This window comes from Streptomyces chlorus (assembly GCF_042655885.1).
Lineage (GTDB): Bacteria > Actinomycetota > Actinomycetes > Streptomycetales > Streptomycetaceae > Streptomyces > Streptomyces chlorus.
On the sequence record NZ_JBHSOA010000034.1, the window covers coordinates 83,831 to 105,492 of the forward strand.

Sequence of the window (21,662 nt, forward strand, 5' to 3'; positions counted from 1 at the left end):
GTGTCAGAGCCGGGAGCCGATCGTCTCCACGATGTGCGGCAGGTGCTCGTCGACGAAGAAGTGGCCGCCGGGCAGGACCTGCATCTCGAAGCCAGCCCGGGTCTCCCGCCCCCACGGGGCGACGGCGTCGACGGCCACCCGCGGGTCGCGATCCCCGGCCAGGGCGATGACCGGGCAGTCCAGCCCCGCTCCGGGTACGTAGGTGTAGTCCTGCAGCATCCGGTAGTCCGCGCGCAGCGCCGGCAGGGCGAGACGCAGCAGCGCTGGGTGGTCCAGCGCCTCCGCGTCCTGGCCGGCCAGCAGGCGCAACTCCTCGACCAGCAGCGCGGCGTCGGCATCCCACAGCGACGGCACCCCGGGCGGGGGCCAGGGCAGCGACGGCGCCTGACGCCCCGACACGACCAGGACGGCGGGCTTGCGCCCGTCCCCCGCCAGCCGCCGCGCGGTCTCGAATGCCAGCACCGCGCCCATGCTGTGCCCGAAGAGCCCGAACGGCAGCCCGTCACCGAGCACCGGGCGGAACTCCGCGGTCACGGCGTCCACGAGCAGGTCCACCCGCTCGACACAAGCCTCACGGAAGCGCTCCTGCCGCCCCGGGTACTGAACAGCCCAGGCCCTCCACGCCCACCTCGGCCAGAGCGGCGGACAGGGAGTGGTACGCACTCGCCGAACCCCCCGCGTGCGGAAAACACACCAGCCGCGCCCGGGCCTCCAGAAGGGGATGGAAACACCGTGCCCACGTACTCACCAACGACCTCCACGCCAACGCTTTTCCGCCACGCTACCGACCCGCCGCCGCTCACCCCGGGCGCGGGTCCCCTGCTCCATCTCCTGGACGCCGGGGAGCACGCTCTCGCCGCCACCCGTCTCGCCCCCGAGGTTCTCTCCCCTGCGGAATGGAGCCGCGCCGCCTCTTTCCACCATCCACGGGACCGTGACACCTACGTCACCGCCCACGTGGCCCTGCGCACCCTGTTCGCCGCCCACCTCGGCACCGCGCCTGCCGAGGTCCGCATCGGCCGTGCTCCATGCCCCGCGTGCGGCGCCCCGAACGGCCGTCCTGTCACGGGCCGTGACGATCTCCACTTCTCCCTCTCCCACACCGGTCCGCTGACGCTGCTGGCCATCGCCGCCACCCCGGTCGGCGTCGGGCATCGTCTCCAGGAACTGCGACAGACACCGTGCGTCCGTCAACGGGGCCGGTGCAGTGGCCTGAGCCAGTTGATCCAGCGCGGAGGGCATGAGAGAAGATGGAGGAGCAGGCACGGACTCACCAAGTGTTCATGGGACTTCGACACTCACATGATCACTGAGACCGTGCCTGCGCTGCGTTCGCCCTCCGTCCGGACCGGGGCGCCCCACCCCAACTGCGAACCAACCCGACGTTCCAGACAGAACCGATCATGCAACGGACCCTGGCACGTCACCATCCCGCGTAGGGCGCGCAAGGAGGAACGGAAGAATAAGCAGGAAGTAAATCCGTGGAATGTCAAGGAAGTTCAGGCGTTCATTCAGGGCGTCAGGGCAGACCGGCTCTATGCTCCTCTTCTGCTTTCCCTCATGGGTCTGCGTCCGGGTGAAGTCTGCGGACTTAGATGGGAAGACGTTGGCTTGGAGGATGCCACGATGACCATCGCCAACACGCGGACGATGATGGGGAATCGATATGTGGTGGAAAAGGACACGAAGTCCCTGGCCGGAGAACGCGATCTGCCCTTGCCGGCTCCGGTGCTGGCTGCCCTCAAGTCGTTCAAGGCTCTCCAGGCCAAGGAGAAGCTCGTCCTCGGTGAGGCTTACTCGGACTCCGGGTACGTCGTGGTGCACGAGACCGGGGAAGCCTTCACGATCGAGCAGCTCCGTAGACGCGCGTACCGGCTCATGGAGATCCTTGGCCTTCGCCGAGTACGCCTGTACGACGCTCGCTCGTCCTGTCTCACCTATCTCGCCAACAACGGCGTGCCGGATCACATCCTCGCCCGATGGGCCGGGCACACGAACGTCAGGACCACGAAGAAGTGGTACGTGAAGCCGGACGTGGAGGACCTCCGCGGAGCCGCGACCACGTGGGATGGCCTTCACGGTTCTGAGGCGGAGAAGTGAGCGTGAGCCAGGAAGCCTGGCGGCGGAGCGATTTGCCCAGCCGTATGAAAGCCAAGATCGAGGTGGATCCGGACACCGGCTGCTGGTTGTGGACCGGCAGCTGCAACGGGGAGGGGCGGTCAGGCTATGGCCAAGTCTCCTACGAGGGAAAGACACGGCTTGTCCACCGTGTGGTGTTCCGGCTGCTGGTCGGTGAGATCCCGGAAGGCTTTCAGGTGCGTCGTGCTGATCCTTGGGGCCGGCGGTATACGCTTTGCTGCAAATCGGACCGCTTGAAAGCCGTGCCGAAGCAGGAAGCTCTGCGGAGCAGGGACGGGGAGAGCGCGCGTGTCAGGAGGATGCGCTGTCCGGGCGGCCACGCGTACACGCCGGAGAACTCGTACCTGGGTCCCCGAGGGTTCCGGCAGCGCCGGCGGTGTGGCGTTGCCGGGCGCGGGAGTCGCCGGGTTTTTCCCGGGCCGTGTGACAGCTCGTGACACGTGAGAGGGTTTGGGGCGTGAGTGAGACACCACCGAACACCCTGCAATACCGCTTTGACGGGCCGGAAGACGCGCCCGTGCTGATCCTGGGCCCCTCCCTGGGTACCACATGGCACATGTGGGACCGGCAGATCCCCGAGCTGACAAAACAGTGGCGTGTGTTCCGGTTCGACATGCCGGGACACGGAGGCGCCCCCGCATACCCGGGGGGATCGGTCGGCGATCTCACCGCGCGGCTGCTCGCCACCCTCGAAGGCCTCGGCGTGCAGCGCTTCGGCTACGCGGGCTGCGCGCTCGGCGGTGCGATCGGCCTCGAACTGGCCCTGCGCCACCCCGAACGCCTCGCCTCCCTCGCCCTGATCGCCGCATCGCCCCGGTTCGGCACCGCCGACGAGTTCCGCCAGCGCGGGGTGATCGTCCGCACGAACGGACTCGACCCGATCGCCCGCACCGCGCCCGACCGCTGGTTCACCAGTGGTTTCGCGGCCGCGCAGCCCGCGATCACCGAGTGGGCCGTGCAGATGGTGCGCACCACCGACCCGGGCTGCTACATCGCCGCCTGCGAGGCCCTCGCCTCGTTCGACGTACGGGCCGAACTCGGCAGCGTCGGCGTGCCGACGCTGGTGCTGGTCGGCTCGGACGACCAGGTCACCGGTCCCGCCGAGGCCCGCACGCTGGTCGCCGGGGTGCCGGACGCCCGACTGGCCGTCGTGCCCGGCGCCTCCCATCTCGTGCCGGTGGAGCAGCCCGCCGCCGTCACCGACCTTCTGGTCCGGCACTTCTCCACCGCCTGGCAGCCCGGCTTCGAGGCCGCCACCGGACACATCGCCCTGCCCGCCGTCCAGGTCAAGGCGGGGCAGGTGGTCGTACCGCAGCAGACCGGGCCGGTCGCCGAGATCGCCGCCGCCGTCCCGCCGCAGCCCCGGGGCGGCGGACCCGACCCGTACGAGGCCGGGATCAAGGTCCGCCGTGAGGTGCTGGGCGACGCGCACGTCGACCAGGTGCTGGCACAGACCGACGACTTCTCGGGCGACTTCCAGGAGTACGTCACCCGCTCCGTCTGGGGCGGGGTCTGGGACCGGCCCGGCCTGGACCGGCGCATCCGCAGCTGCGTCACCCTCACCGCCCTGGTCGTCGGCGGCCACCTGGAGGACCTCGCCGTCCACACCCGGGCGGCCCTGCGCAACGGCCTCACTCCCGCGGAGATCAAGGAGGTCCTGCTCCAGGCGGCCGTCTACTGCGGTGTGCCCGCGGCGAGCAGCGCGTTCCGGGTGGCCCAGCAGGTCGTGCGTGAGGAGACCACACCCCAGGAGTGAGTCCTGGGACCGGCCGGGAGGGCGAGTCCGCTTCGCGCCGGGGCAGGCCCGTAGGGGCAGGATGGACGCATGAGGCTCACGAAGAAATCGCACTCCTGTGTCCGCCTGGAGAAGGACGGCCGCACCCTCGTCGTCGACCCCGGAGGGTTCAGCGAGGAGGACGCCGCGCTCGGCGCGGACGTCATCCTCGTCACGCACGAGCACCCCGACCACTTCGACGAGGGAAGGCTCAGGGCCGCGCTGGAGGCCGACCCGGCCGCTGGGATCTGGACCCTGAAGTCCGTCGCGGACCAGCTCTCGGCCGCGTTCCCGGGCCGGGTGCACACCGTCGGCCACGGCGACACGTTCACCGCCGCGGGCTTCGAGGTGCAGGTGCACGGCGAGCTGCACGCGGTGATCCACCCGGACATCCCGCGGGTCACCAATGTCGGTTACCTCGTCGACGGCGGCGCCCTCTTCCACCCCGGCGACGCCCTCACCGTTCCCGACCACCCGGTCCGGACGCTGATGCTCCCCGTCATGGCCCCCTGGAACAAGATCTCGGAGGTCATCGACTACGTCCGCGAGGTCCGGCCGGAGCGTGCCTACGACATCCACGACGCCCTGCTCACCGATCTGGCCCGCCCGATCTACGACCGCCAGATCGGGGCCCTCGGCGGCGCTGAGCACCTGCGACTGGCCCCGGGGGCGACGGCCGAGCTGTGAGCCAGGGCCCCGGCCCCGACGGCCGGGCATGGTCGGAGGCGCCGGGTAGGTTGTGAGACATGCGCATCGCGACCTGGAACGTGAACTCGATCACCGCACGTCTGCCGAGGCTCCTGGCCTGGCTGGAGAGCAGCGGCACGGACGTGCTGTGCCTCCAGGAGGCCAAGGTCGCCGAGGAGAACTTCCCGGTGGAGCAACTGCGCGAGCTGGGCTACGAGTCGGCGGTGCACGCCACCGGCCGGTGGAACGGCGTGGCGGTGCTCTCCCGCGTAGGCCTCGAGGACGTCGTCAAGGGCCTGCCCGGCGGCCCGGGCTACGACGGCTCGCTGGAGCCCCGAGCCGTCTCCGCGACCTGCGGCCCGGTCCGCGTCTGGTCGGTGTACGTGCCCAACGGGCGTGAGGTGGACCACGCGCACTACGCGTACAAGCTCAAGTGGTTCGAGGCGCTGAAGGCCGCCGTGGCCGGCGACGCGGCGGGCAGCCGCCCGTTCGCGGTCCTCGGCGACTACAACGTGGCGCCGACCGACGACGACGTGCACGACATCACCGTCTTCGAGGGCTCCACCCATGTCACCCCGGCCGAGCGCGCCGCCCTCGCCGCCCTGCGCGAGACCGGCCTGACCGACGTGGTCCCGCGCCCGCTGAAGTACGACCACCCGTTCACGTACTGGGACTACCGCCAGCTCGGCTTCCCCAAGAACCGCGGCATGCGCATCGACCTGGTGTACGGCAACGAGCCGTTCGCCAAGGCCGTTTCCGACGCCTACGTCGACCGCGAGGAGCGCAAGGGCAAGGGCGCCTCGGACCACGCGCCGGTCGTGGTCGACCTGGACGTGTGCTCACCGGCCACCGACGATCAGTAACCGGCCACCCGACGGCAGTTGTCCGCGCGCCCTGTGGTGCGGATGGCGGTACGAATGTCACGCTGGAGGGATGAACATCCCCTTCCTGGGCAACCGGCGCCAGAAGCACGGAGTCCTCCGCGATCCCGAAGGCCTCGCGGAACTCCTCGCCGAGTGCGAACTGCTGCGCTCCCAGGTGTCCCGGGCCGGTGTCCGGCTGGACGACTCCCCGGCCTCGTTGGAGGCGCTGGACCAGCTGGTCCCGGGAAGCTGGCGGGACGACGAGGACACCCTGACCTGGCTGGGCAACGACGCCGGGCTGTATCTGGGCACGGTCATCGTGCGCACCGTACCGGGAGCCGTCTGGGAGATCCGGTCCGACGGCCAGCCCGTCGTACGACTCGCCTCCGGGCGGGAGCTCGATGTCGTGGACTCCGGGCACGCCTGGGCCGCCGGCGGTGTACCCGAACTGTCCCAGCTGTACGCCGAAGTCGCGGAGGCCTGAGACGCCGGACGGCGCTCCGGTCCCGACCGGTCCGCGCCCCGGCGCCCATCGGGCGGGCCGAGCTCCGGAGCTGCGTGCCCCGCGGGACATCGACCTCACCGCGGGCAGGGGAGAGGCGGTCGTCGTCATCGGCCCTTCGGGACCGGGCAGTTCGCCCCGGTGTCGGGCAATCAACCGGCTGGAGACCGTCAGGTCCGGCACGATCCTGATCGACGGGCAGCCGCTGCCGACGACTCTGCTGCACACTTCCGCGGGGCCGCGGGGCCGCGGGGCCGCGGGGCCGCGGGGCCGCACTCCGCGACCTGCGGCGACGCGGCCATGCCCGGCGCTCCGAGCGGCTGTTCCTACGGGGCCGGCGAATTGCGCAGCAGAGTCGCCGACGAGGGCAAAACCCCAGCGCGGCCGCGCGCCGACGTCGGGATGGTCCTCCCCTCCTTCGACCTCTTCGCGCACAGGACCGCTCTGCAGAACGTCCCCCTGGGACAGGTCAAGCTCCGCGGACGCAAGAGCGTGGCGATCGCACGGGCGCCGGCCAGGGAACCCAGGGCGATGATCTTCGGCGAACCGGCCTCGGCACTCGCCTCCGAGACGATCAACGAGGTCCTGGACTTCATGCGGTACCTGGCCGAAGCGGACATGACCGTGATCGTCGTCACGTACGGGAGGGCTTCGCCCGTTCTGCCGTCAGCCGGTCGTCTGCATGGCCAACGGCCGTATCGTCGAGGACCGTACGCCCGAGGAGTCCTTCACGGATCCGAGCAGGGACCGGGCCAAGGACTTCCTTGCCAGGACCCTCAAGCAGTGAGCGGGGTGACGCGGGGACGTTCGCCCCGTCCGGTCTCGACTACGATGTTTTCTCCATCCCGGTGGGGAGGGGGACTTCGCGGTCGGAGCGGGGGACACCGCCGTCGGGAGGGGCCCACCGCCCCACGTCCGTGGGGGCGGCGGTTCACATCGGCCAGTCCCGTCCGGCGGCAGTCGGAGATCACTGCCCGCGCGGCGAAGACGGCCCGTACCACGGGTTGTTCGCCGGCGAGCAGAAGGTCAGCTGCACGTCGGACGGGTTGCGCCCGGCCACCCGCCCGTGCACTTCCCCGAGCGGTTCAGGGCTTCTGCTGCTTCTTGCGCGAGGCGGGCGCCGGAGCGGGCGCCGGGGCGGGGGAGGATTCGGCGGCGGCGGGGGCCGGCAGGGGGGTCTGCGCGGCGCGCGTCACGTCCCCGACCACCTCGACGACATCAGGGCCGTACGCCTGCGAGTTGACGACCTTCAACAGCAGGACGAAGGAATGGGAACCGTGCTTGCGAGCCAGACGCTCGTGATGGCGGGCGAGATAGCGGGTGGCGGCCTGGTTGGTGATCGCGCGCTGGCCGCAGAACAGGAACACCGGCCGGGTGCCGCGCTGTTCACCGACGGTGAGCCGGGCGAGCAGGACGTACTCGGTGACACCCGGTTCCATCCGGTAGAGCTCGGTGCCGATCCGGAAGGCGCCCCGGTCCGGGCCCGGTTCCGGATCTATGTTGACGCGCACCCCCGGCAGCATCGCCGCCATGTGGGCCACCATCCGCCGGTTCGACGCGGGACCCCCCACGCAGAATTCCGTGCGCTCGCCAAAACCCTGATGGGCCGCGTCCTGCGTGACCACCTGGACATGTGCCCCGCAGTCCTTGATCAGTGCCGAGAGCTCGAGCAGCGAGAACACGTCGAAACGATGCACGGCCGGTTCCGCCGTGGCAGGATCGCGGTTGACGACGAGGAGCGACTCGGAGTTGTCCGGCAGTCCGAAGAAGGCCTGCTTGCGCCTGAGCTTGCGCTTCCACAGGGAGGTACGGGCGATCCAGCCCAGCGCGGCGAAGAGGCCGGAAGCGACCACACCCAGAACAATGTTGCGTACGTCGTCACTCATGGGCGCGCATGCTAGCGGGCTCGAGCAAACCCGTGTTCGGGACGTTCGAGGAAAGGGCGTCCGGGGAGGCCGCGGCGGCACGCCCCGCGAGGTTCCTGACGTGGGCATGGCGATGAACTAGGCTGCGCGGACGGCCCTTCAACGGAGGTGCGGATGCGTCATCGTGTCGGACGGAAGCTGACGGTTCTGGCGGTCGCCGCCGTCGTGGTCTCGTCGGGAGCGGCAGCGCCGCCATCGGCCGCCACGCCGCAGGGCGGCGGGCCCGGCCGGGCCCCTGACAAGACCCCGGTGGCCGTCGGCCACGGCGGAGCGGTCTCCAGCGTCGATGCCGACGCCTCAGCCGCCGGCATCGAGGTCCTCAGGAAGGGCGGCAACGCCGTCGACGCGGCCGTCGCCACCGCCGCCGCGCTCGGCGTCACCGAGCCCTACTCGGCCGGCATCGGCGGAGGCGGCTACTTCGTCCACTACGACGCCAGGTCCCGCACCGTGCAGACGATCGACGGACGCGAGACCGCCCCGCTGACCGCCGACTCCGGCCTCTTCCTGGAGAACGGCACCCCCGTCCCCTTCGCCCAAGCCGTCACCAGCGGCCTCGCCGTCGGCACCCCGGGCACCCCGGCCACCTGGCAGCGGGCGCTGGACACGTGGGGCACCAAGTCCCTGCGGACGGTCCTGAAGCCCGCCGAGCGGCTCGCCCGCGACGGATTCACCGTCGACAGCACGTTCCGTGAGCAGACCGCCGCCAACGAGACCCGCTTCCGTCACTTCCCCGACACCGCCGAGCTGTTCCTGCCCGGCGGGCGGCTCCCGGTCGTCGGCACCACCTTCAAGAACCCCGATCTCGCCCGCACCTACGCGGAGCTGAGCGGGAAGGGCGCCGACGCGCTGTACCGGGGCGGCATCGGCCGGGACATCGTGAACACGGTCAACGAGCCGCCCGTGGACCCGGACTCCGGCTGGAACGCCCGTCCCGGCGAGCTGTCCGTCCGGGACCTCACGGCGTACCGGGCCAAACTCCAGCCGCCCACGAAGACGTCGTACCGCGGCCTGGACGTCTACTCCATGGCGCCCTCCTCCTCGGGCGGCACCACCGTCGGCGAGGCCCTCAACATCCTGGAGCGGACCGACCTCTCCCGCGCCGACGAGACCCGCTACCTGCACCGCCTCATCGAAGCCAGCCGCATCGCGTTCGCCGACCGGGGCCGCTGGCTCGGCGACCCCGCCTTCGAGGACGTACCGACGAAGGAACTGCTCTCTCAGCGGTACGCCGACTCCCGCGCGTGCCTCATCCAGGACGACGCCGTCCTCACCAGCCCGCTCGCCCCCGGCGACCCGCGCGCCCCCGCGCCCTGCGCGACGGGCGGCACCACGGCCCCGACGACGTACGAGGGCGAGAGCACCACGCACCTCACCACCGCCGACCGGTGGGGCAACGTCGTCGCCTACACGCTCACCATCGAGCAGACCGGCGGCAGCGGCATCACCGTGCCCGGCCGCGGGTTCCTGCTCAACAACGAGCTGACGGACTTCTCCTTCGCCCCGGCGAACCCGGCCGTGCACGACCCGAACCTGCCGGGCCCCGGCAAGCGGCCCCGGTCCTCGATGGCCCCGACGATCGTGCTCGACGGGCACGGCCGGCCGGTCGTGGCGCTGGGTTCGCCCGGCGGGTCGACCATCATCACCACCGTGCTGCAGACCCTCACCGGCTTCCTCGACCGCGGTCTGCCGCTGGTCGACGCGATCGCCGCGCCGCGCGCCAGCCAGCGCAACACAGCCCGCACGGACCTCGAACCCGGCCTGTACGACAGCGCGACACGGAAGAAGCTGGAGGCCATCGGGCACTCCTTCCAGGCCAACCCGGAGATCGGCGCGACCACCGCCGTGCAGCGGCTGCCGGACGGCCGGTGGGTCGCCGCGGCGGAGAAGACCCGCCGGGGCGGCGGCTCGGCGATGGTGGTGCGCCCGGGGAGGTAGGCCGTAGGGCCTGTCGTGTGGATCGGGCTGGGCTCGCGGGGTCCGGCACCGCGCCTCGCCGCGTTGTCGTCGGTCCCCGTGGCTCCTTCCCCGAGCTCTCGGCTTCTCCCCCACTCTCGGCTTCGCTCGAGCGGGGGGACCCCCATGAGCGGGGGAGACCCCAACGGCCCCCTCTTCCGCCTGCGGGGCACGGCACCGGACTCCGCTCCCTGATCCGGCCTGACCCAGACGAAAGACCCTGGGCCCGCTCGGCGGCAGGGCGCCCGTGCCTCTCGGCGGGAACAGGCGCCCGCACGCTCATTGCCCGGGCGGCTCGGGCGCTGGAGGCTCCTCGCGGCCGATGGCGGATTCGGTGCCGGCCGTTGCACCGCCGCCGCCGGTGCCGGCTCCGGTCCCGGTCCCGGCCGTTGAGCCGGTCCTGGTCCCTGCGCCGGTGCCGGTGTCGGTGCCGGCGCCGGTACCTGCCCCGGTCCGGAACGCGAGGTTCCCGTCCGCCGCGTCCACCGTCACCCGGTCACCGCTGCGGACGCTGCCGTCCAGCAGCAGCCGCGAGAGCTGGTTGTCGACCTCCCGCTGGATGGTGCGGCGCAGCGGCCGAGCCCCGTACTCGGGCTGATGGCCGCGCCGTGCCAGCCAGTCCACGGCCGCCTCGGTGAACTCGACCGTGACGCCCTGCCCCCGCAGCCCGCGCCGCGTCGCCTCCAGCAGCAGATCGGTGATCTGCCGCAGCTCCTGGGCGGTGAGCTGACGGAACACCACCATCTCGTCGATCCGGTTGAGGAACTCGGGCCGGAAGTGCTCCCGCAGCGGCCGCAGGATCTGCTCCCGCCGCGCCTCCTCGTCCGCGTCCGCGCCGCCCGCCGCGAAGCCCAGCGCCCCGCCGCGCCGGGTGATGGCCTCCGAACCGAGGTTGCTCGTCATCACGATCACGGTGTTGCTGAAGTCCACCGTCCGGCCCTGGGCGTCGGTCAGCCGGCCGTCGTCGAGGACCTGGAGCAGGATGTTGAAGACGTCCGGATGCGCCTTCTCCACCTCGTCGAGCAGGAGCAGCGAGTACGGATGCCTGCGCACCACCTCGGTCAGTTGCCCCGCCTCCTCGTGGCCGACGTACCCGGGCGGAGCGCCCACCAGCCGGCTGACGGTGTGCCGCTCCTGGTACTCGCTCATGTCGAGGCGGACCATGCGGTCCTCGCTGCCGAACAGGGCCTCGGCCAGCGCCCGCGCCAGCTCCGTCTTGCCGACGCCGGTCGGCCCCAGGAACATGAAACTGCCGATCGGCCGGTCGGGACTGGCGAGCCCGGCCCGGGAACGCAGCACCGCGTCCGCGACCACCCGCACCGCCTCGTCCTGGCCGACGACACGCCGGCGCAGATGCTCCTCCAGGCCCAGCAGTCGGTGCTTCTCCTCCTCGGTGAGACTGCTGACCGGGATGCCGGTCTGCCGGGACACCACTTCCGCGATCGCCTCGGCGTCCACCACCAGACTCTGGCCCTCGTCGACCCGGCCCTCGCCCCCGGCCTCGGCGATACGTTCCTTCAGCTCGCCGATGCGGTCCCGCAGCTGGGTCGCCTGCTCGTACTTCTCGTCGGCCACCGCCTGGTCCTTGTCGCAGGTCAGCTGATCCAGCTCCTGCTCCAGGGCGCGTACGTCCGTGCCCTTGGTCCGGGACCGCAACCGCACCCGGGCGCCGGCCTGGTCGATCAGGTCGATCGCCTTGTCCGGCAGGCGGCGGTCGCTGAGGTAGCGGTCGGACAGCTCCACGGCCGCCACCAGCGCCTCGTCGGTGTAGCGGACCTGGTGGTGGGCCTCGTACCGGTCCCGCAGACCGCGCAGGATCTCGATCGCGTCCGCGGGGGTGGGCTCCGGCACCATGATCGGCTGGAAGCGGCGGGCCAGCGCCGCGTCCTTCTCGATCCGGCGGTACTCCTCCAGCGTGGTCGCGCCCACGATGTGCAGCTCGCCGCGGGCCAGCGCAGGCTTGAGGATGTTGCCGGCGTCCATCGAACCGCCCTCGCCGCCGCCCCCGGCGCCCACGACGGTGTGCAGCTCGTCGATGAAGACGATCAGCCGGTCGGAATGGGCGCGGATCTCGTCGACGATGGCGGTCATCCGCTCCTCGAAGTCGCCCCGGTAGCGGGTCCCGGCGACCACGGCCGTCAGGTCCAGCGCGACCACCCGCCGGGCCATCAGCACGTCGGGCACGTCCCCGTCGGCGATCCGCTGGGCCAGACCCTCCACCACGGCGGTCTTGCCGACGCCCGCTTCTCCGATCAGCACCGGGTTGTTCTTGCCGCGCCGGGAGAGCACCTCGATGGTCTGCTCGATCTCCTCCTCCCGTCCGATCACCGGGTCGACGCGGCCCTCGCGGGCCAGCTCGGTGAGGTCACGGCCGTACTTGTCCAGGGTCGGCGTACCCGTCGCCGGGCGGGGCCGCTCGGTACGGGGCTGCGGTGCGTCCGGTGCGTCGGGCGGCATGCCGGCGGCGGCGTACCGGGCCGCGTCCAGGATGTGCCCGGCGGCCGAGTCGGGGTTGGCGGCCAGCGCGCTGAGCACATGCTCCGGGCCGATGTATCCGGCCCCGGTCGACCGGGCCATCTCGTGCGCGTCCAGCAGGGCCCGCTTGACGGCGGGGGTGAGCGAGAGCGATGTCGGCGGCGGGGTGTCGTCCGGTCCGTGCTGGACGGGGCCCGACCGCTCGTCGATCTCCGACGCCAGCGAGTCGGGGTCGGTGCCCGCCCGGCTGAGCAGGCCGCGGGTCGGCTCGGTGGCCAGCGCGGCGCGCAAGAGGTGCTGGGTGTCGAGGTCCCGGCTGCCGTGCTCGGCGGCGTACTGCGCGGCACCGCGCACCAGCTCCCTGGCGGGCTGGCTCAGCAGTCGGCCGATGTCGACCTGCCGGGGGCGCGGCCCGCCGAAGAAACGTGCGAGGAACTCTTCGAAGGGGTCCGAGCCGTAGCCCTCCGGACCCGTGAACCCGCTGCTCATGGACATCCGTTCCGGCGCCCCTGCGGGATCCCCCTGGGCCGGGCGGAACCGGGAACCTGAAGGAGGCCCGGGGCGCGCTCACTGCTCGATGTACGGTCCGGACGCGGGTGCCCGGCCGTTTCCCGGTTACACATAGGCGTGTCCCCGCGGTGCGGGTGCCGCCTGTGGCGCGCTCGAGAACACCCTCGCACGATCGCTCCGGGGCAGCACCTCGGAACCGCACCACCGCGCGGGGCGCGTTCAGCGGGCGGTGAGGATGCGCGGGCCCGCATGGGTGATGGCCACGGTGTGTTCGGTGTGGGCGGCTCGGGAGCGGTCGTCGGTGCGCAGGGTCCAGCCGTCGGAGGCGGCGTGGAAGCCGTCCGTGCCGCCGCCCACGAGCATGGGCTCGATCGCGAGGACCATGCCGTGCCGCAAGGGCATGCCCCGGCCCGGTCGGCCCTCGTTCGGGACCGATGGGTCCTCGTGCATGCGGCGGCCGATGCCGTGACCGCCGAAGCCGTCCGGGATGCCGTAGCCCGCCGCGCGGCACACCGTGCCGATCGCGTGGGCGATGTCCCCGATGCGGTTGCCGACCACGGCGGCCCCGATGCCCGCCGCCAGGGCCCGCTCCGCGGTCTCGACCAGCCGCACGTCGTCCGCGCGGGGCGTGCCCACGATGAAACTGATCGCCGAGTCGCCGGCCCAGCCGCCCAGCTCCGCGCCGAAGTCCACGGAGACCAGGTCACCGTCGCGCAGCCGATAGCCGTCCGGGATGCCGTGCACGATCGCGTCGTTGACCGACGCGCAGATGACGGCGGGGAACGGGGTCGGTGCGAAGGGGGGCAGGTAGTCCAGGAAGGGTGAGGTCGCGCCCGCCCCGCGCAGCACCTCCCGGGCCACCTCGTCCAGCTCCAGCAGGGATACGCCCACCCCGGAGGCCTTCCGTACGGCCTTCAGAGCGTCCGCGACGACCTGACCCGTCTTGTACATCGCGTCGATCGCTGTGTCGGTCTTCAGCTCTACCATGCCAATTACTATACCGGTATTAGAATGGCGTCATGGTGCGCACCCCTCTCACCCCCGAAGAGCGCGAACGCGGCGAGCGGCTCGGCCGGCTGCTGCGCGAGGCGCGCGGCGACCGCAGCATGACGCGGGTCGCGCAGAGCGCCGGCATTTCCCCGGAGACCCTCCGGAAGATCGAGACCGGACGGGCCCCCACCCCGGCGTTCTTCACGGTGGCCGCCCTCGCCCGCGCGCTCGACCTGTCGATGGACGAGCTGGTGGGCCGCTGCGCGCCGGTCGTGCCACCGGTCGCGGCCTGACCGGGCCCCGTCGGGCAGGCCCTGACCGGCCGGCTCCGGAACTCACCCACCGGAGTGCGAAACATGATCGACTCCGCGGCTTCACGACGATGGTCTTGGCAAGGCCGCCCGAGAGGCTTACGTTCGTCCCTCTACGACCGCTTCTACGGGCGTAGAGGCGCTGACGTCGCGTCGAAGGAGTAGCTCATGGCCAACGTCGTACGTGCCGCCCTGGTCCAGGCCACCTGGACCGGCGACACCGAGTCCATGCTGGCGAAACACGAGGAGCACGCGCGCGAGGCGGCCCGGCGGGGCGCGAAGATCATCGGGTTCCAGGAGGTCTTCAACTCCCCTTACTTCTGTCAGGTCCAGGACGCCGAGCACTACCGCTGGGCCGAGCCCGTGCCCGACGGGCCGACCGTCACCCGGATGCGGGAACTGGCCCGCGAGACCGGCATGGTGATCGTCGTGCCGGTGTTCGAGGTCGAACAGTCGGGGTTCTACTACAACACCGCGGCCGTGATCGACGCCGACGGCACCGTCCTCGGCAAGTACCGCAAGCACCACATCCCCCAGGTGAAGGGCTTCTGGGAGAAGTTCTACTTCAAGCCAGGCAACCTCGGCTGGCCCGTCTTCGACACCGCCGTCGGCAAGGTCGGCGTCTACATCTGCTACGACCGTCACTTCCCGGAGGGCTGGCGCCAACTCGGTCTCAACGGAGCCCAGTTGGTCTACAACCCGTCCGCCACGCACCGCGGCCTCTCCTCCCACCTGTGGCAGCTGGAACAGCCGGCCGCAGCCGTCGCGAACGAGTACTTCATCGCCGCGATCAACCGCGTGGGCCAGGAGGAGTACGGGGACAACGACTTCTACGGCACGTCGTACTTCGTCGACCCCCGCGGACAGTTCGTCGGCGACGTCGCCAGCGACAGCAAGGAGGAACTCGTGGTCAGGGACCTCGACTTCGACCTCATCGAGGACGTGCGGCAGCAGTGGGCCTTCTACCGCGACCGCCGACCCGACGCCTACGAAGGGCTGGTGCGGCCGTGACCGACGACCTCCTGGGCCGCCACCGCTCCGTACTTCCCGACTGGCTCGCCCTCTACTACGAGGAACCCCTCGAGATCACCCACGGCGAGGGCCGCCACGTCTGGGACTCCGAAGGCAACCGGTACCTCGACTTCTTCGGCGGCATCCTCACCACCATGACCGCCCACGCCCTGCCCGAGGTGACGAAGGCGGTCGCCGAGCAGGCCGGGCGGATCATCCACTCCTCCACCCTCTACCTCAACCGGCAGATGGTGGAACTCGCCGAACGTGTCGCCCAGTTGAGCGGCATTCCGGATGCCCGGGTCTTCTTCACCACCTCCGGCACCGAAGCCAACGACACCGCCCTGCTGCTCGCCACCACCTACCGGCGCAGCAACACCGTCCTGGCGATGCGCAACAGCTACCACGGCCGCTCCTTCAGCGCCGTCGGCATCACCGGCAATCGCGGCTGGTCCCCGACCTCGCTGTCCCCGCTGCAGACCCTGTACGTGCACGGCGGCGTGCGCACCCGCGGCCCGTTCGCCCCGCTCGGCGACGACGAGTTCATCGCGGCCTGCGTCGACGACCTCAAGGATCTGCTCGGCCACACCCGCCCGCCCGCCGCCCTGATCGCCGAGCCGATCCAGGGCGTCGGCGGCTTCACCTCACCGCCCGACGGACTGTACGCGGCGTTCCGCGAAGTCCTGCACGCCCACGGCGTGCTGTGGATCTCGGACGAGGTGCAGACCGGCTGGGGCCGCACCGGCGACCACTTCTGGGGCTGGCAGGCGCACGCCCGGGGCGGGCCACCCGACATCGTGACCTTCGCCAAGGGCATCGGCAACGGCATGTCCATCGGCGGCGTCGTCGCCCGCGCCGAGATCATGAACTGCCTGGACTCCAACAGTATTTCGACGTTCGGCGGCACCCAGGTCACCATGGCCGCCGGCCTGGCCAACCTCACCTACCTGCTCGAACACGACCTCCAGGGCAACGCCCGGCGGGTCGGCGGCCTGCTCATCGAGCGTCTGCGGGCCGTCGCCGCCCAGGTGCCCGCCGTACGGGAGGTCCGCGGGCGCGGGCTGATGATCGGCGTCGAGCTGACCAAACCGGGCACCGACCAGGCCGATCCGCAGGCGGCCTCCGCCGTACTGGAGGCGGCCCGCCGGGGCGGGCTGCTCATCGGCAAGGGAGGCGGCCACAACACCAGCGCCCTGCGCATCGCCCCGCCCCTGTCCCTCAACGTCGCGGAGGCCGAGGAGGGCGCCGCCATCCTCGAACAGGCTCTGCGGAGCCTCCAGTAGCGGCCCGACGCCCACTCCCGGTTGCCCGCGTCCCCCGTGCGGGGCGAAGCCCTCGGGGAGCGCGGGGCCGGGATCGATGTGCGGCTACCGCCGCGCGGGCGCGACCAGCCACCAACGACCCGCACCTTTCGACCACGACCCAGCGGAGCGTGCACGCATGAGCCGTACTGTCATCCGTGGTGGCCTCGTCATCACCGCCTCCGACGAACTCCACGCCGACGTCCTGATCGAGAACGGCCGCATCGCCGCCTCGGGCACCCCGGCCGCGGAAACGTTCACCGCCGGCCGGACCATCGACGCCACCGGGAAGTACGTCCTGCCGGGCGGCGTCGACGCCCACACCCACATGGAGCTGCCGTTCGGCGGCACCTTCGCCTCCGACACCTTCGAGACCGGCACCCGGGCCGCCGCCTGGGGTGGCACGACGACCGTCGTCGACTTCGCCGTACAGAGCGTCGGCCACTCCCTGCGCGAGGGACTGGACACCTGGCACGCCAAGGCCGAGGGCAACTGCGCCATCGACTACGGCTTCCACATGATCGTCTCCCACGTGAACCCGGGCACCCTCAAGGAGATGGACCGGCTGGTGGAGGAGGGCGTCACCTCCTTCAAGGGTTTCATTCGGCCGCGTGACCAGGGGTTTTCTAGCGGAGTAGGCCGTGTGCCGTGCGAGATGGCGGCGTGAGGGGGCGGGTGGGCCGGGGCGTGGTCCCGGCCTGTGTCGGTGGTGGCGTGGTCGGCGGGTATGAAGGGATGGCTGGGAAATGACTCGGACTCTGATTACCGGTGGTCTTGTGATCACGGCCGCGGACGAGGTGCACGCGGATGTGCTGATCGAGCACGGCCGGGTGGTGGCGTTGGCGGCGCCGGGGACGCAGGAGTGGACGGCTGACCGTTTTATCGACGCGTCGCAGAAGTACGTGATCCCGGGCGGGGTCGACGCGCACACGCATATGGAGCTGCCGTTCGGTGGGACGTTCGCTTCGGACACGTTCGAGACGGGGACGCGGGCGGCGGCGTGGGGCGGGACGACGACGATCGTTGATTTCGCGGTGCAGTCAAAGGGCCATTCGCTGCAGGCCGGCCTGAATGCCTGGCTGGAGAAGGCGGACGGGAAGTGCGCGATCGACTACGCGTTCCACATGATCATGTCGGACGTGAACGAGGCGACGCTCAAGGAGATGCCGAAGCTCATCGAGCATGGCATTTCCTCGTTCAAATTGTTTATGGCCTATCCGGGGGTCTTTTATTCGGATGACGGCCAGATCCTGCGGGCGATGCAGGTTGCTGGTGACACGGCCGGTCTGATCATGATGCACGCGGAGAACGGCATCGCGATCGACGTCCTGGTGGAGCAGGCCCTGGCCCGCGGCGAGACCGATCCGCGCCATCACGGGGAGGTCCGCAAGACGCTCCTTGAGGCGGAGGCGACCCACCGGGCGATCCAGCTCGCCCGGGTGGCCGGCGCGCCGCTCTACGTCGTCCACGTCTCGGCCCAGGAGGCGGTGGCGGAGCTGGCGGCGGCGAGGGACATGGGGCTGCCGGTGTTCGGCGAGACCTGCCCGCAGTACCTGTTCCTGTCGACGGACAATCTGGCGGAGCCGGACTTCGAGGGCGCCAAGTACGTGTGCTCGACGCCGCTGAGGCCGAAGGAGCATCAGACGGCGCTGTGGCGGGGTCTGCGGACGAACGACCTCCAGGTGGTGTCGACGGATCACTGCCCGTTCTGCTTCGTGGGCCAGAAGGAGCTGGGCCGGGGCGACTTCTCGAAGATCCCCAATGGCCTGCCTGGCGTCGAGAACCGGATGGACCTGCTGCACCAGGCTGTCGTCGAAGGGCACATCTCACGCCGCCGCTGGATCGAGATCGCCTGCGCGACCCCGGCCCGGATGTTCGGCCTCTACCCGCAGAAGGGCACGATCGCGCCGGGCGCCGACGCCGACGTGGTGATCTACGACCCGCACGTCACCCAGACGCTCTCGGCCGAGACTCACCACATGAACGTCGACTATTCGGCGTACGAGGGGAAGACGGTGACCGGCCAGGTCGAGACCGTGCTCTCGCGGGGTGAGGTCGTCATCGACCAGCGCAAGTACGTCGGTCACGCCGGCCACGGCACGTTTGTCCCGCGCTCCACCTGCCAGTACCTGGGCTGACCCCCAGGGTCTCCCCGCACCGATTTGAACTGGAGGTCCCGCGTTGGACTTCGGACTCGTCCTGCAGACCGACCCGCCGGCGTCGCAGGTCGTCGGGCTGATGCGCCGGGCGGAGCGCAACGGCTTCCGCTACGGCTGGACCTTCGACTCGGCCGTGCTGTGGCAGGAGCCCTTCGTCATCTACAGCCGGATCCTGGAACACACCACGAAGCTGCACGTGGGTCCGATGGTGACGAACCCCGGCACCCGCACCTGGGAGGTCACGGCCTCCACCTTCGCCACCCTCAACGACATGTACGGCAACCGGACCGTCTGCGGCATCGGCCGCGGCGACTCCGCGATGCGTGTCGCCGGCCGCAAGCCCAACACCCTGGCCCGGCTCGGCGAGGCCATCGAGGTCATCCGCGACCTCGCCGAGGGCCGGGAGGCGCTGGTCGACGGCAACCCGGTCCGCCTCCCGTGGATCAAGAACGGCAAGCTGCCGGTCTGGATGGCCGCGTACGGCCCGAAGGCGCTGGCGCTCGCCGGCCAGAAGGCCGACGGCTTCATCCTCCAGCTCGCCGACCCCTTCCTCACCGAATGGATGGTCAAGGCGGTACGGAAGGCGGCCCAGGACGCCGGCCGGGACCCCGACGCCCTCACGATCTGCGTCGCCGCGCCCGCATATGTCACGGCCGACGACTCGCCCGATGCCCTGGCACACGCCCGGGACCAGTGCCGGTGGTTCGGCGGCATGGTCGGCAACCACGTCGCCGACCTCGTCGCCAAGTACGGCGAGCACTCCGCCATGGTCCCCGACGAGCTCACCACGTACATCAAGGACCGCCACGGCTACGACTACAGCCACCACGGCCGCGCCGACAACCCGTCCACCGACTTCGTCCCCGACGAGATCGTCGACCGCTTCTGCCTCCTCGGCCCCACCGAGGCCCACATCGACAAGCTCCGGCACCTCAAGGACCTGGGCGTCGACCAGTTCGCCGTCTACGACATGCACGACAACCGCGAAGCCACCATCGACGCCTACGGCACCGACATCATCCCCGCCCTTCGCTGACGAAGTTGTTCGGTCCAGGCGCCGATGCAGCTGAACGGGGGACTGTAAAACGTTCGGCCCTGTCTCACATTCGGTGGTGACAGCGCGTCATCACTGATGTGTCTGGTCCGAGCTTCAAGGAGAGCAGCCGCAGACGTGCCATCGAGCAGGGCGAGCACGGCGCCGACGGTCGCGTCACCCGTGCTGGCCTGGGAGTGTCACTACCAGACACGACAACTACTTACCGTCACCGCCGCATGTGAGACAGGTCCAATTTAACGGCTCTGTTCCGTAGTCGGTGGTAACGCTGCGTCCTCGCTATGGGAGGAGGATGCGGTGACGGAGGAGGTCGAATCCGGCACGACCGGGCATCTGGCGCATGATCTTCTTGGTGCGGGTGTTGACGCCTTCGGTGCGGCCGTTGTGGTGGGGCAGGGTGAGGCCGGCGTTCACGGCGGCGCGGTCGAGTTCGAGGCCGTTGCAAAAGCTCTGCAGGTGAGGCAGGTCAGCGGCGCGGACTGCGTTGATCCACTCGGTGAGCCGGGCGTCGTTGCCCGCGGCAGGGGTCAGCAGCTCGACGAAGTCGCGGACGAATTGGGCGAGTTTGGTCATCTCGGGGCACGCGGCGGTGAGGGCTGCCAGGAGGGCGGTCTCCTTGGTGCGCAGGTGGTCGGGGTGGGTGAGCAGGAGCCGGGTGGCGCGGCGTGGGGTGGTCACCGGGCGGTCGCCTTCGGCGCGGCCCTGGTTGAGGTAGCGGTAGAGCAGGCTGAGGCTTCCGGTGTAGCCCTGTTCCTTGATCTCGCGGAACAGGTGGAGGACGGGCACGCCGGGATCGGCTGCGCGCCTTGTGCGCAGGTGGCCGCGGTAGGGATCGACCAGGGTGGGTCGGTACTGGGGGCGATGCGCAGCATGGTCGGCTCGGGGATGCGGGCGTAGCGTTTGACGGTGTTCAGGGCCAGGCCCAGGCGGCGGGAGCAGTCGAGCAGGCCGACGCCCTGGCCGAGCAGGTCGTGGATCTTGTGCCAGCGGTCGCGGGTGGTCTGCTCGCGGACGCCGCCGGGGTGTGGTGGGTTGACAGTGGCCCAGCAGCCGGCGTGGGTACGGACCTTGAGCTGCTCCTGCTTTCGTGGAGTCCCTGAAGCCTGGGTTACGATCCAGGCGTAAGGAGAACCACCAGCAGTGCCAGCACCCCGTAAGTACCCCGATGAACTCCGCGAGCGCGCCGTCCGCGAGGTCCGCTCGACCGGCCGGCCCGTGGCGCACGTCGCCCGCAATCTCGGCATCCACAAGGAGGCCCTGCGGCCCTGGGTCCGCCAGGCCGAGGCCGACGACGGTGAGCGCGACGACCGCCTCACCATCGCCGAACGCGACGAGCTGAAAGAACTCCGCAGGGAGAATGCCGAGTTGAGGCGGGCCAACGAGATCCTCAAAGCGGCCGGCTTAGATTCAACCGGTCAGAGCAACAGCGCTGGTTGAGGACGGTACACGTGGCGAGACTGGGCCGGCCGGGGATGTCGGTGGGGAGGGCAGCTCCATGGTCAGGTGCAGGCGCACCGATCCGGTACGGACGGCAGTGGAGGCGCTGGGTGCCGCCGGTCCGCTCGGGTCGGGCGGGAGGGCGGCGCGCCGGGACTGTGCCGTGCGGCCTGGGCGGCGATACGGGCGACCACCCTGTCCGGGATGACGGTGGTGCCTCGCTCGGCCGGAAGCGGCAGACCGGCGGCCCGCCCTGGTGGGCCGGGCCCTTCGTCGAAGGGTGGGGAGCCGGGCCGGGTCCTCACCGCTGCCTCCGTCCGCGGACGTCGAGGTCGCCCTGCATGACGAGGCCGACGATCAGCCCCGCCGCCCCCAGGGCCAGAACCAGCAGGAATGCCCAGAAGTCGCCGAAGTAACCGGCGAAGCCCAGGGCCATCCCGGCCGCGAGGCCCGTCGTCGCTGTGTTCATCATGCACTCACCCGTCTCGCGAGCGTCGTCCGCGTGATCAGCCGCTTACGCCGGGACGCGGCGGTGGCGGTGGTCACGGCGGATCACCTCACGCGGCCCTCG

At 70.7% G+C, this 21,662-nt stretch carries 17 protein-coding genes and 4 pseudogenes; 15 read left to right on the plus strand and 6 right to left on the minus strand.

Annotated elements, in window-relative coordinates; all coding sequences use genetic code 11:
- Positions 1–3 precede the first annotated feature (3 nt).
- Positions 4–663: a thioesterase II family protein gene (locus tag ACFPZI_RS16460; RefSeq protein ID WP_381363714.1), complete on the minus strand. Its 660-nt coding sequence runs from the start codon at positions 661–663 to the stop codon at positions 4–6.
- Between the two features lie 639 nt (positions 664–1,302).
- On the opposite strand from ACFPZI_RS16460, the gene ACFPZI_RS16465 reads away from it, so the two are divergent.
- The 7 genes and pseudogenes from ACFPZI_RS16465 to ACFPZI_RS16495 all read left to right on the plus strand — a co-directional run.
- Positions 1,303–2,100 (plus strand): site-specific integrase, encoded by a 798-nt coding sequence (locus tag ACFPZI_RS16465; protein WP_381363744.1) that lies wholly within the window; start codon positions 1,303–1,305, stop codon positions 2,098–2,100.
- Between the two features lie 496 nt (positions 2,101–2,596).
- Positions 2,597–3,895 carry a bifunctional 3-oxoadipate enol-lactonase/4-carboxymuconolactone decarboxylase PcaDC gene (gene pcaDC / locus ACFPZI_RS16470; protein ID WP_381363715.1) on the plus strand — a complete coding sequence of 433 codons (1,299 nt, stop codon included), beginning with the start codon at positions 2,597–2,599 and terminating at the stop codon, positions 3,893–3,895.
- A 69-nt stretch (positions 3,896–3,964) separates the two neighbouring features.
- Positions 3,965–4,600: an MBL fold metallo-hydrolase gene (locus ACFPZI_RS16475; RefSeq protein ID WP_381363717.1), complete on the plus strand. Its 636-nt coding sequence runs from the start codon at positions 3,965–3,967 to the stop codon at positions 4,598–4,600.
- Positions 4,601–4,659: 59 nt separating this feature from the next.
- Positions 4,660–5,463: an exodeoxyribonuclease III gene (locus tag ACFPZI_RS16480; protein WP_381363719.1), complete on the plus strand. Its 804-nt coding sequence runs from the start codon at positions 4,660–4,662 to the stop codon at positions 5,461–5,463.
- Positions 5,464–5,533: 70 nt separating this feature from the next.
- A complete protein-coding gene (locus tag ACFPZI_RS16485) occupies positions 5,534–5,947 on the plus strand; it encodes a DUF6278 family protein (protein WP_381363721.1) in 414 nt (137 codons plus the stop codon).
- Between the two features lie 70 nt (positions 5,948–6,017).
- Positions 6,018–6,176, plus strand: a pseudogene (locus ACFPZI_RS16490) (ATP-binding cassette domain-containing protein); the annotation flags it as partial.
- A gap of 149 nt (positions 6,177–6,325) precedes the next feature.
- Positions 6,326–6,752, plus strand: a pseudogene (locus tag ACFPZI_RS16495) (ATP-binding cassette domain-containing protein); the annotation flags it as partial.
- 298 nt (positions 6,753–7,050) lie between these two features.
- Here ACFPZI_RS16495 and ACFPZI_RS16500 read toward each other — a convergent pair.
- The gene (locus ACFPZI_RS16500; RefSeq protein ID WP_381363722.1) at positions 7,051–7,851 is read right to left on the minus strand and encodes a hypothetical protein; all 801 of its coding nucleotides are present in this window, start codon (positions 7,849–7,851) and stop codon (positions 7,051–7,053) included.
- A 153-nt stretch (positions 7,852–8,004) separates the two neighbouring features.
- On the opposite strand from ACFPZI_RS16500, the gene ggt reads away from it, so the two are divergent.
- The gene (ggt, locus tag ACFPZI_RS16505) at positions 8,005–9,825 is read left to right on the plus strand and encodes a gamma-glutamyltransferase (RefSeq protein ID WP_381363724.1); all 1,821 of its coding nucleotides are present in this window, start codon (positions 8,005–8,007) and stop codon (positions 9,823–9,825) included.
- Between the two features lie 297 nt (positions 9,826–10,122).
- Here the strand turns inward: ggt and ACFPZI_RS16510 are convergent, their stop codons facing one another.
- Both ACFPZI_RS16510 and map read right to left on the minus strand, forming a co-directional pair.
- Positions 10,123–12,807 (minus strand): ATP-dependent Clp protease ATP-binding subunit, encoded by a 2,685-nt coding sequence (locus tag ACFPZI_RS16510; protein WP_381363726.1) that lies wholly within the window; start codon positions 12,805–12,807, stop codon positions 10,123–10,125.
- A 240-nt stretch (positions 12,808–13,047) separates the two neighbouring features.
- The gene (gene map, locus ACFPZI_RS16515) at positions 13,048–13,815 is read right to left on the minus strand and encodes a type I methionyl aminopeptidase (protein WP_381363729.1); all 768 of its coding nucleotides are present in this window, start codon (positions 13,813–13,815) and stop codon (positions 13,048–13,050) included.
- Between the two features lie 32 nt (positions 13,816–13,847).
- Here map and ACFPZI_RS16520 point away from each other — a divergent pair, with 32 nt between their 5' ends.
- From ACFPZI_RS16520 to ACFPZI_RS16545, 6 genes and pseudogenes are all read left to right on the plus strand, one after another.
- Positions 13,848–14,111 (plus strand): helix-turn-helix domain-containing protein, encoded by a 264-nt coding sequence (locus ACFPZI_RS16520; protein WP_381363731.1) that lies wholly within the window; start codon positions 13,848–13,850, stop codon positions 14,109–14,111.
- A gap of 186 nt (positions 14,112–14,297) precedes the next feature.
- Entirely contained in the window at positions 14,298–15,140 is an 843-nt protein-coding gene (locus tag ACFPZI_RS16525; protein ID WP_381363732.1) for a nitrilase-related carbon-nitrogen hydrolase, read from the plus strand.
- On the plus strand, positions 15,137–16,423 hold the full coding sequence (locus ACFPZI_RS16530; protein WP_381363734.1) for an aspartate aminotransferase family protein: 1,287 nt from the start codon (positions 15,137–15,139) through the stop codon (positions 16,421–16,423). Before ACFPZI_RS16525 ends, ACFPZI_RS16530 begins: the two co-directional genes overlap by 4 nt.
- A 157-nt stretch (positions 16,424–16,580) precedes the next feature.
- Positions 16,581–17,045: pseudogene (locus ACFPZI_RS16535) on the plus strand (amidohydrolase family protein); the annotation flags it as partial.
- A gap of 142 nt (positions 17,046–17,187) precedes the next feature.
- Complete coding sequence (gene hydA / locus ACFPZI_RS16540) at positions 17,188–18,579, plus strand: dihydropyrimidinase (RefSeq protein ID WP_381363736.1); 1,392 nt, start codon at positions 17,188–17,190, stop codon at positions 18,577–18,579.
- A 43-nt stretch (positions 18,580–18,622) separates the two neighbouring features.
- Positions 18,623–19,636 carry a TIGR03842 family LLM class F420-dependent oxidoreductase gene (locus tag ACFPZI_RS16545; protein WP_381363737.1) on the plus strand — a complete coding sequence of 338 codons (1,014 nt, stop codon included), beginning with the start codon at positions 18,623–18,625 and terminating at the stop codon, positions 19,634–19,636.
- Between the two features lie 297 nt (positions 19,637–19,933).
- Here the strand turns inward: ACFPZI_RS16545 and ACFPZI_RS16550 are convergent.
- A pseudogene (locus tag ACFPZI_RS16550) lies at positions 19,934–20,724 on the minus strand (transposase); the annotation flags it as partial.
- Between the two features lie 70 nt (positions 20,725–20,794).
- On the opposite strand from ACFPZI_RS16550, the gene ACFPZI_RS16555 reads away from it, so the two are divergent.
- Positions 20,795–21,091 (plus strand): transposase, encoded by a 297-nt coding sequence (locus ACFPZI_RS16555; RefSeq protein ID WP_381215110.1) that lies wholly within the window; start codon positions 20,795–20,797, stop codon positions 21,089–21,091.
- 301 nt (positions 21,092–21,392) lie between these two features.
- Here the strand turns inward: ACFPZI_RS16555 and ACFPZI_RS16560 are convergent, their stop codons facing one another.
- Complete coding sequence (locus ACFPZI_RS16560; RefSeq protein WP_381363738.1) at positions 21,393–21,563, minus strand: hypothetical protein; 171 nt, start codon at positions 21,561–21,563, stop codon at positions 21,393–21,395.
- Positions 21,564–21,662: the final 99 nt, after the last annotated feature.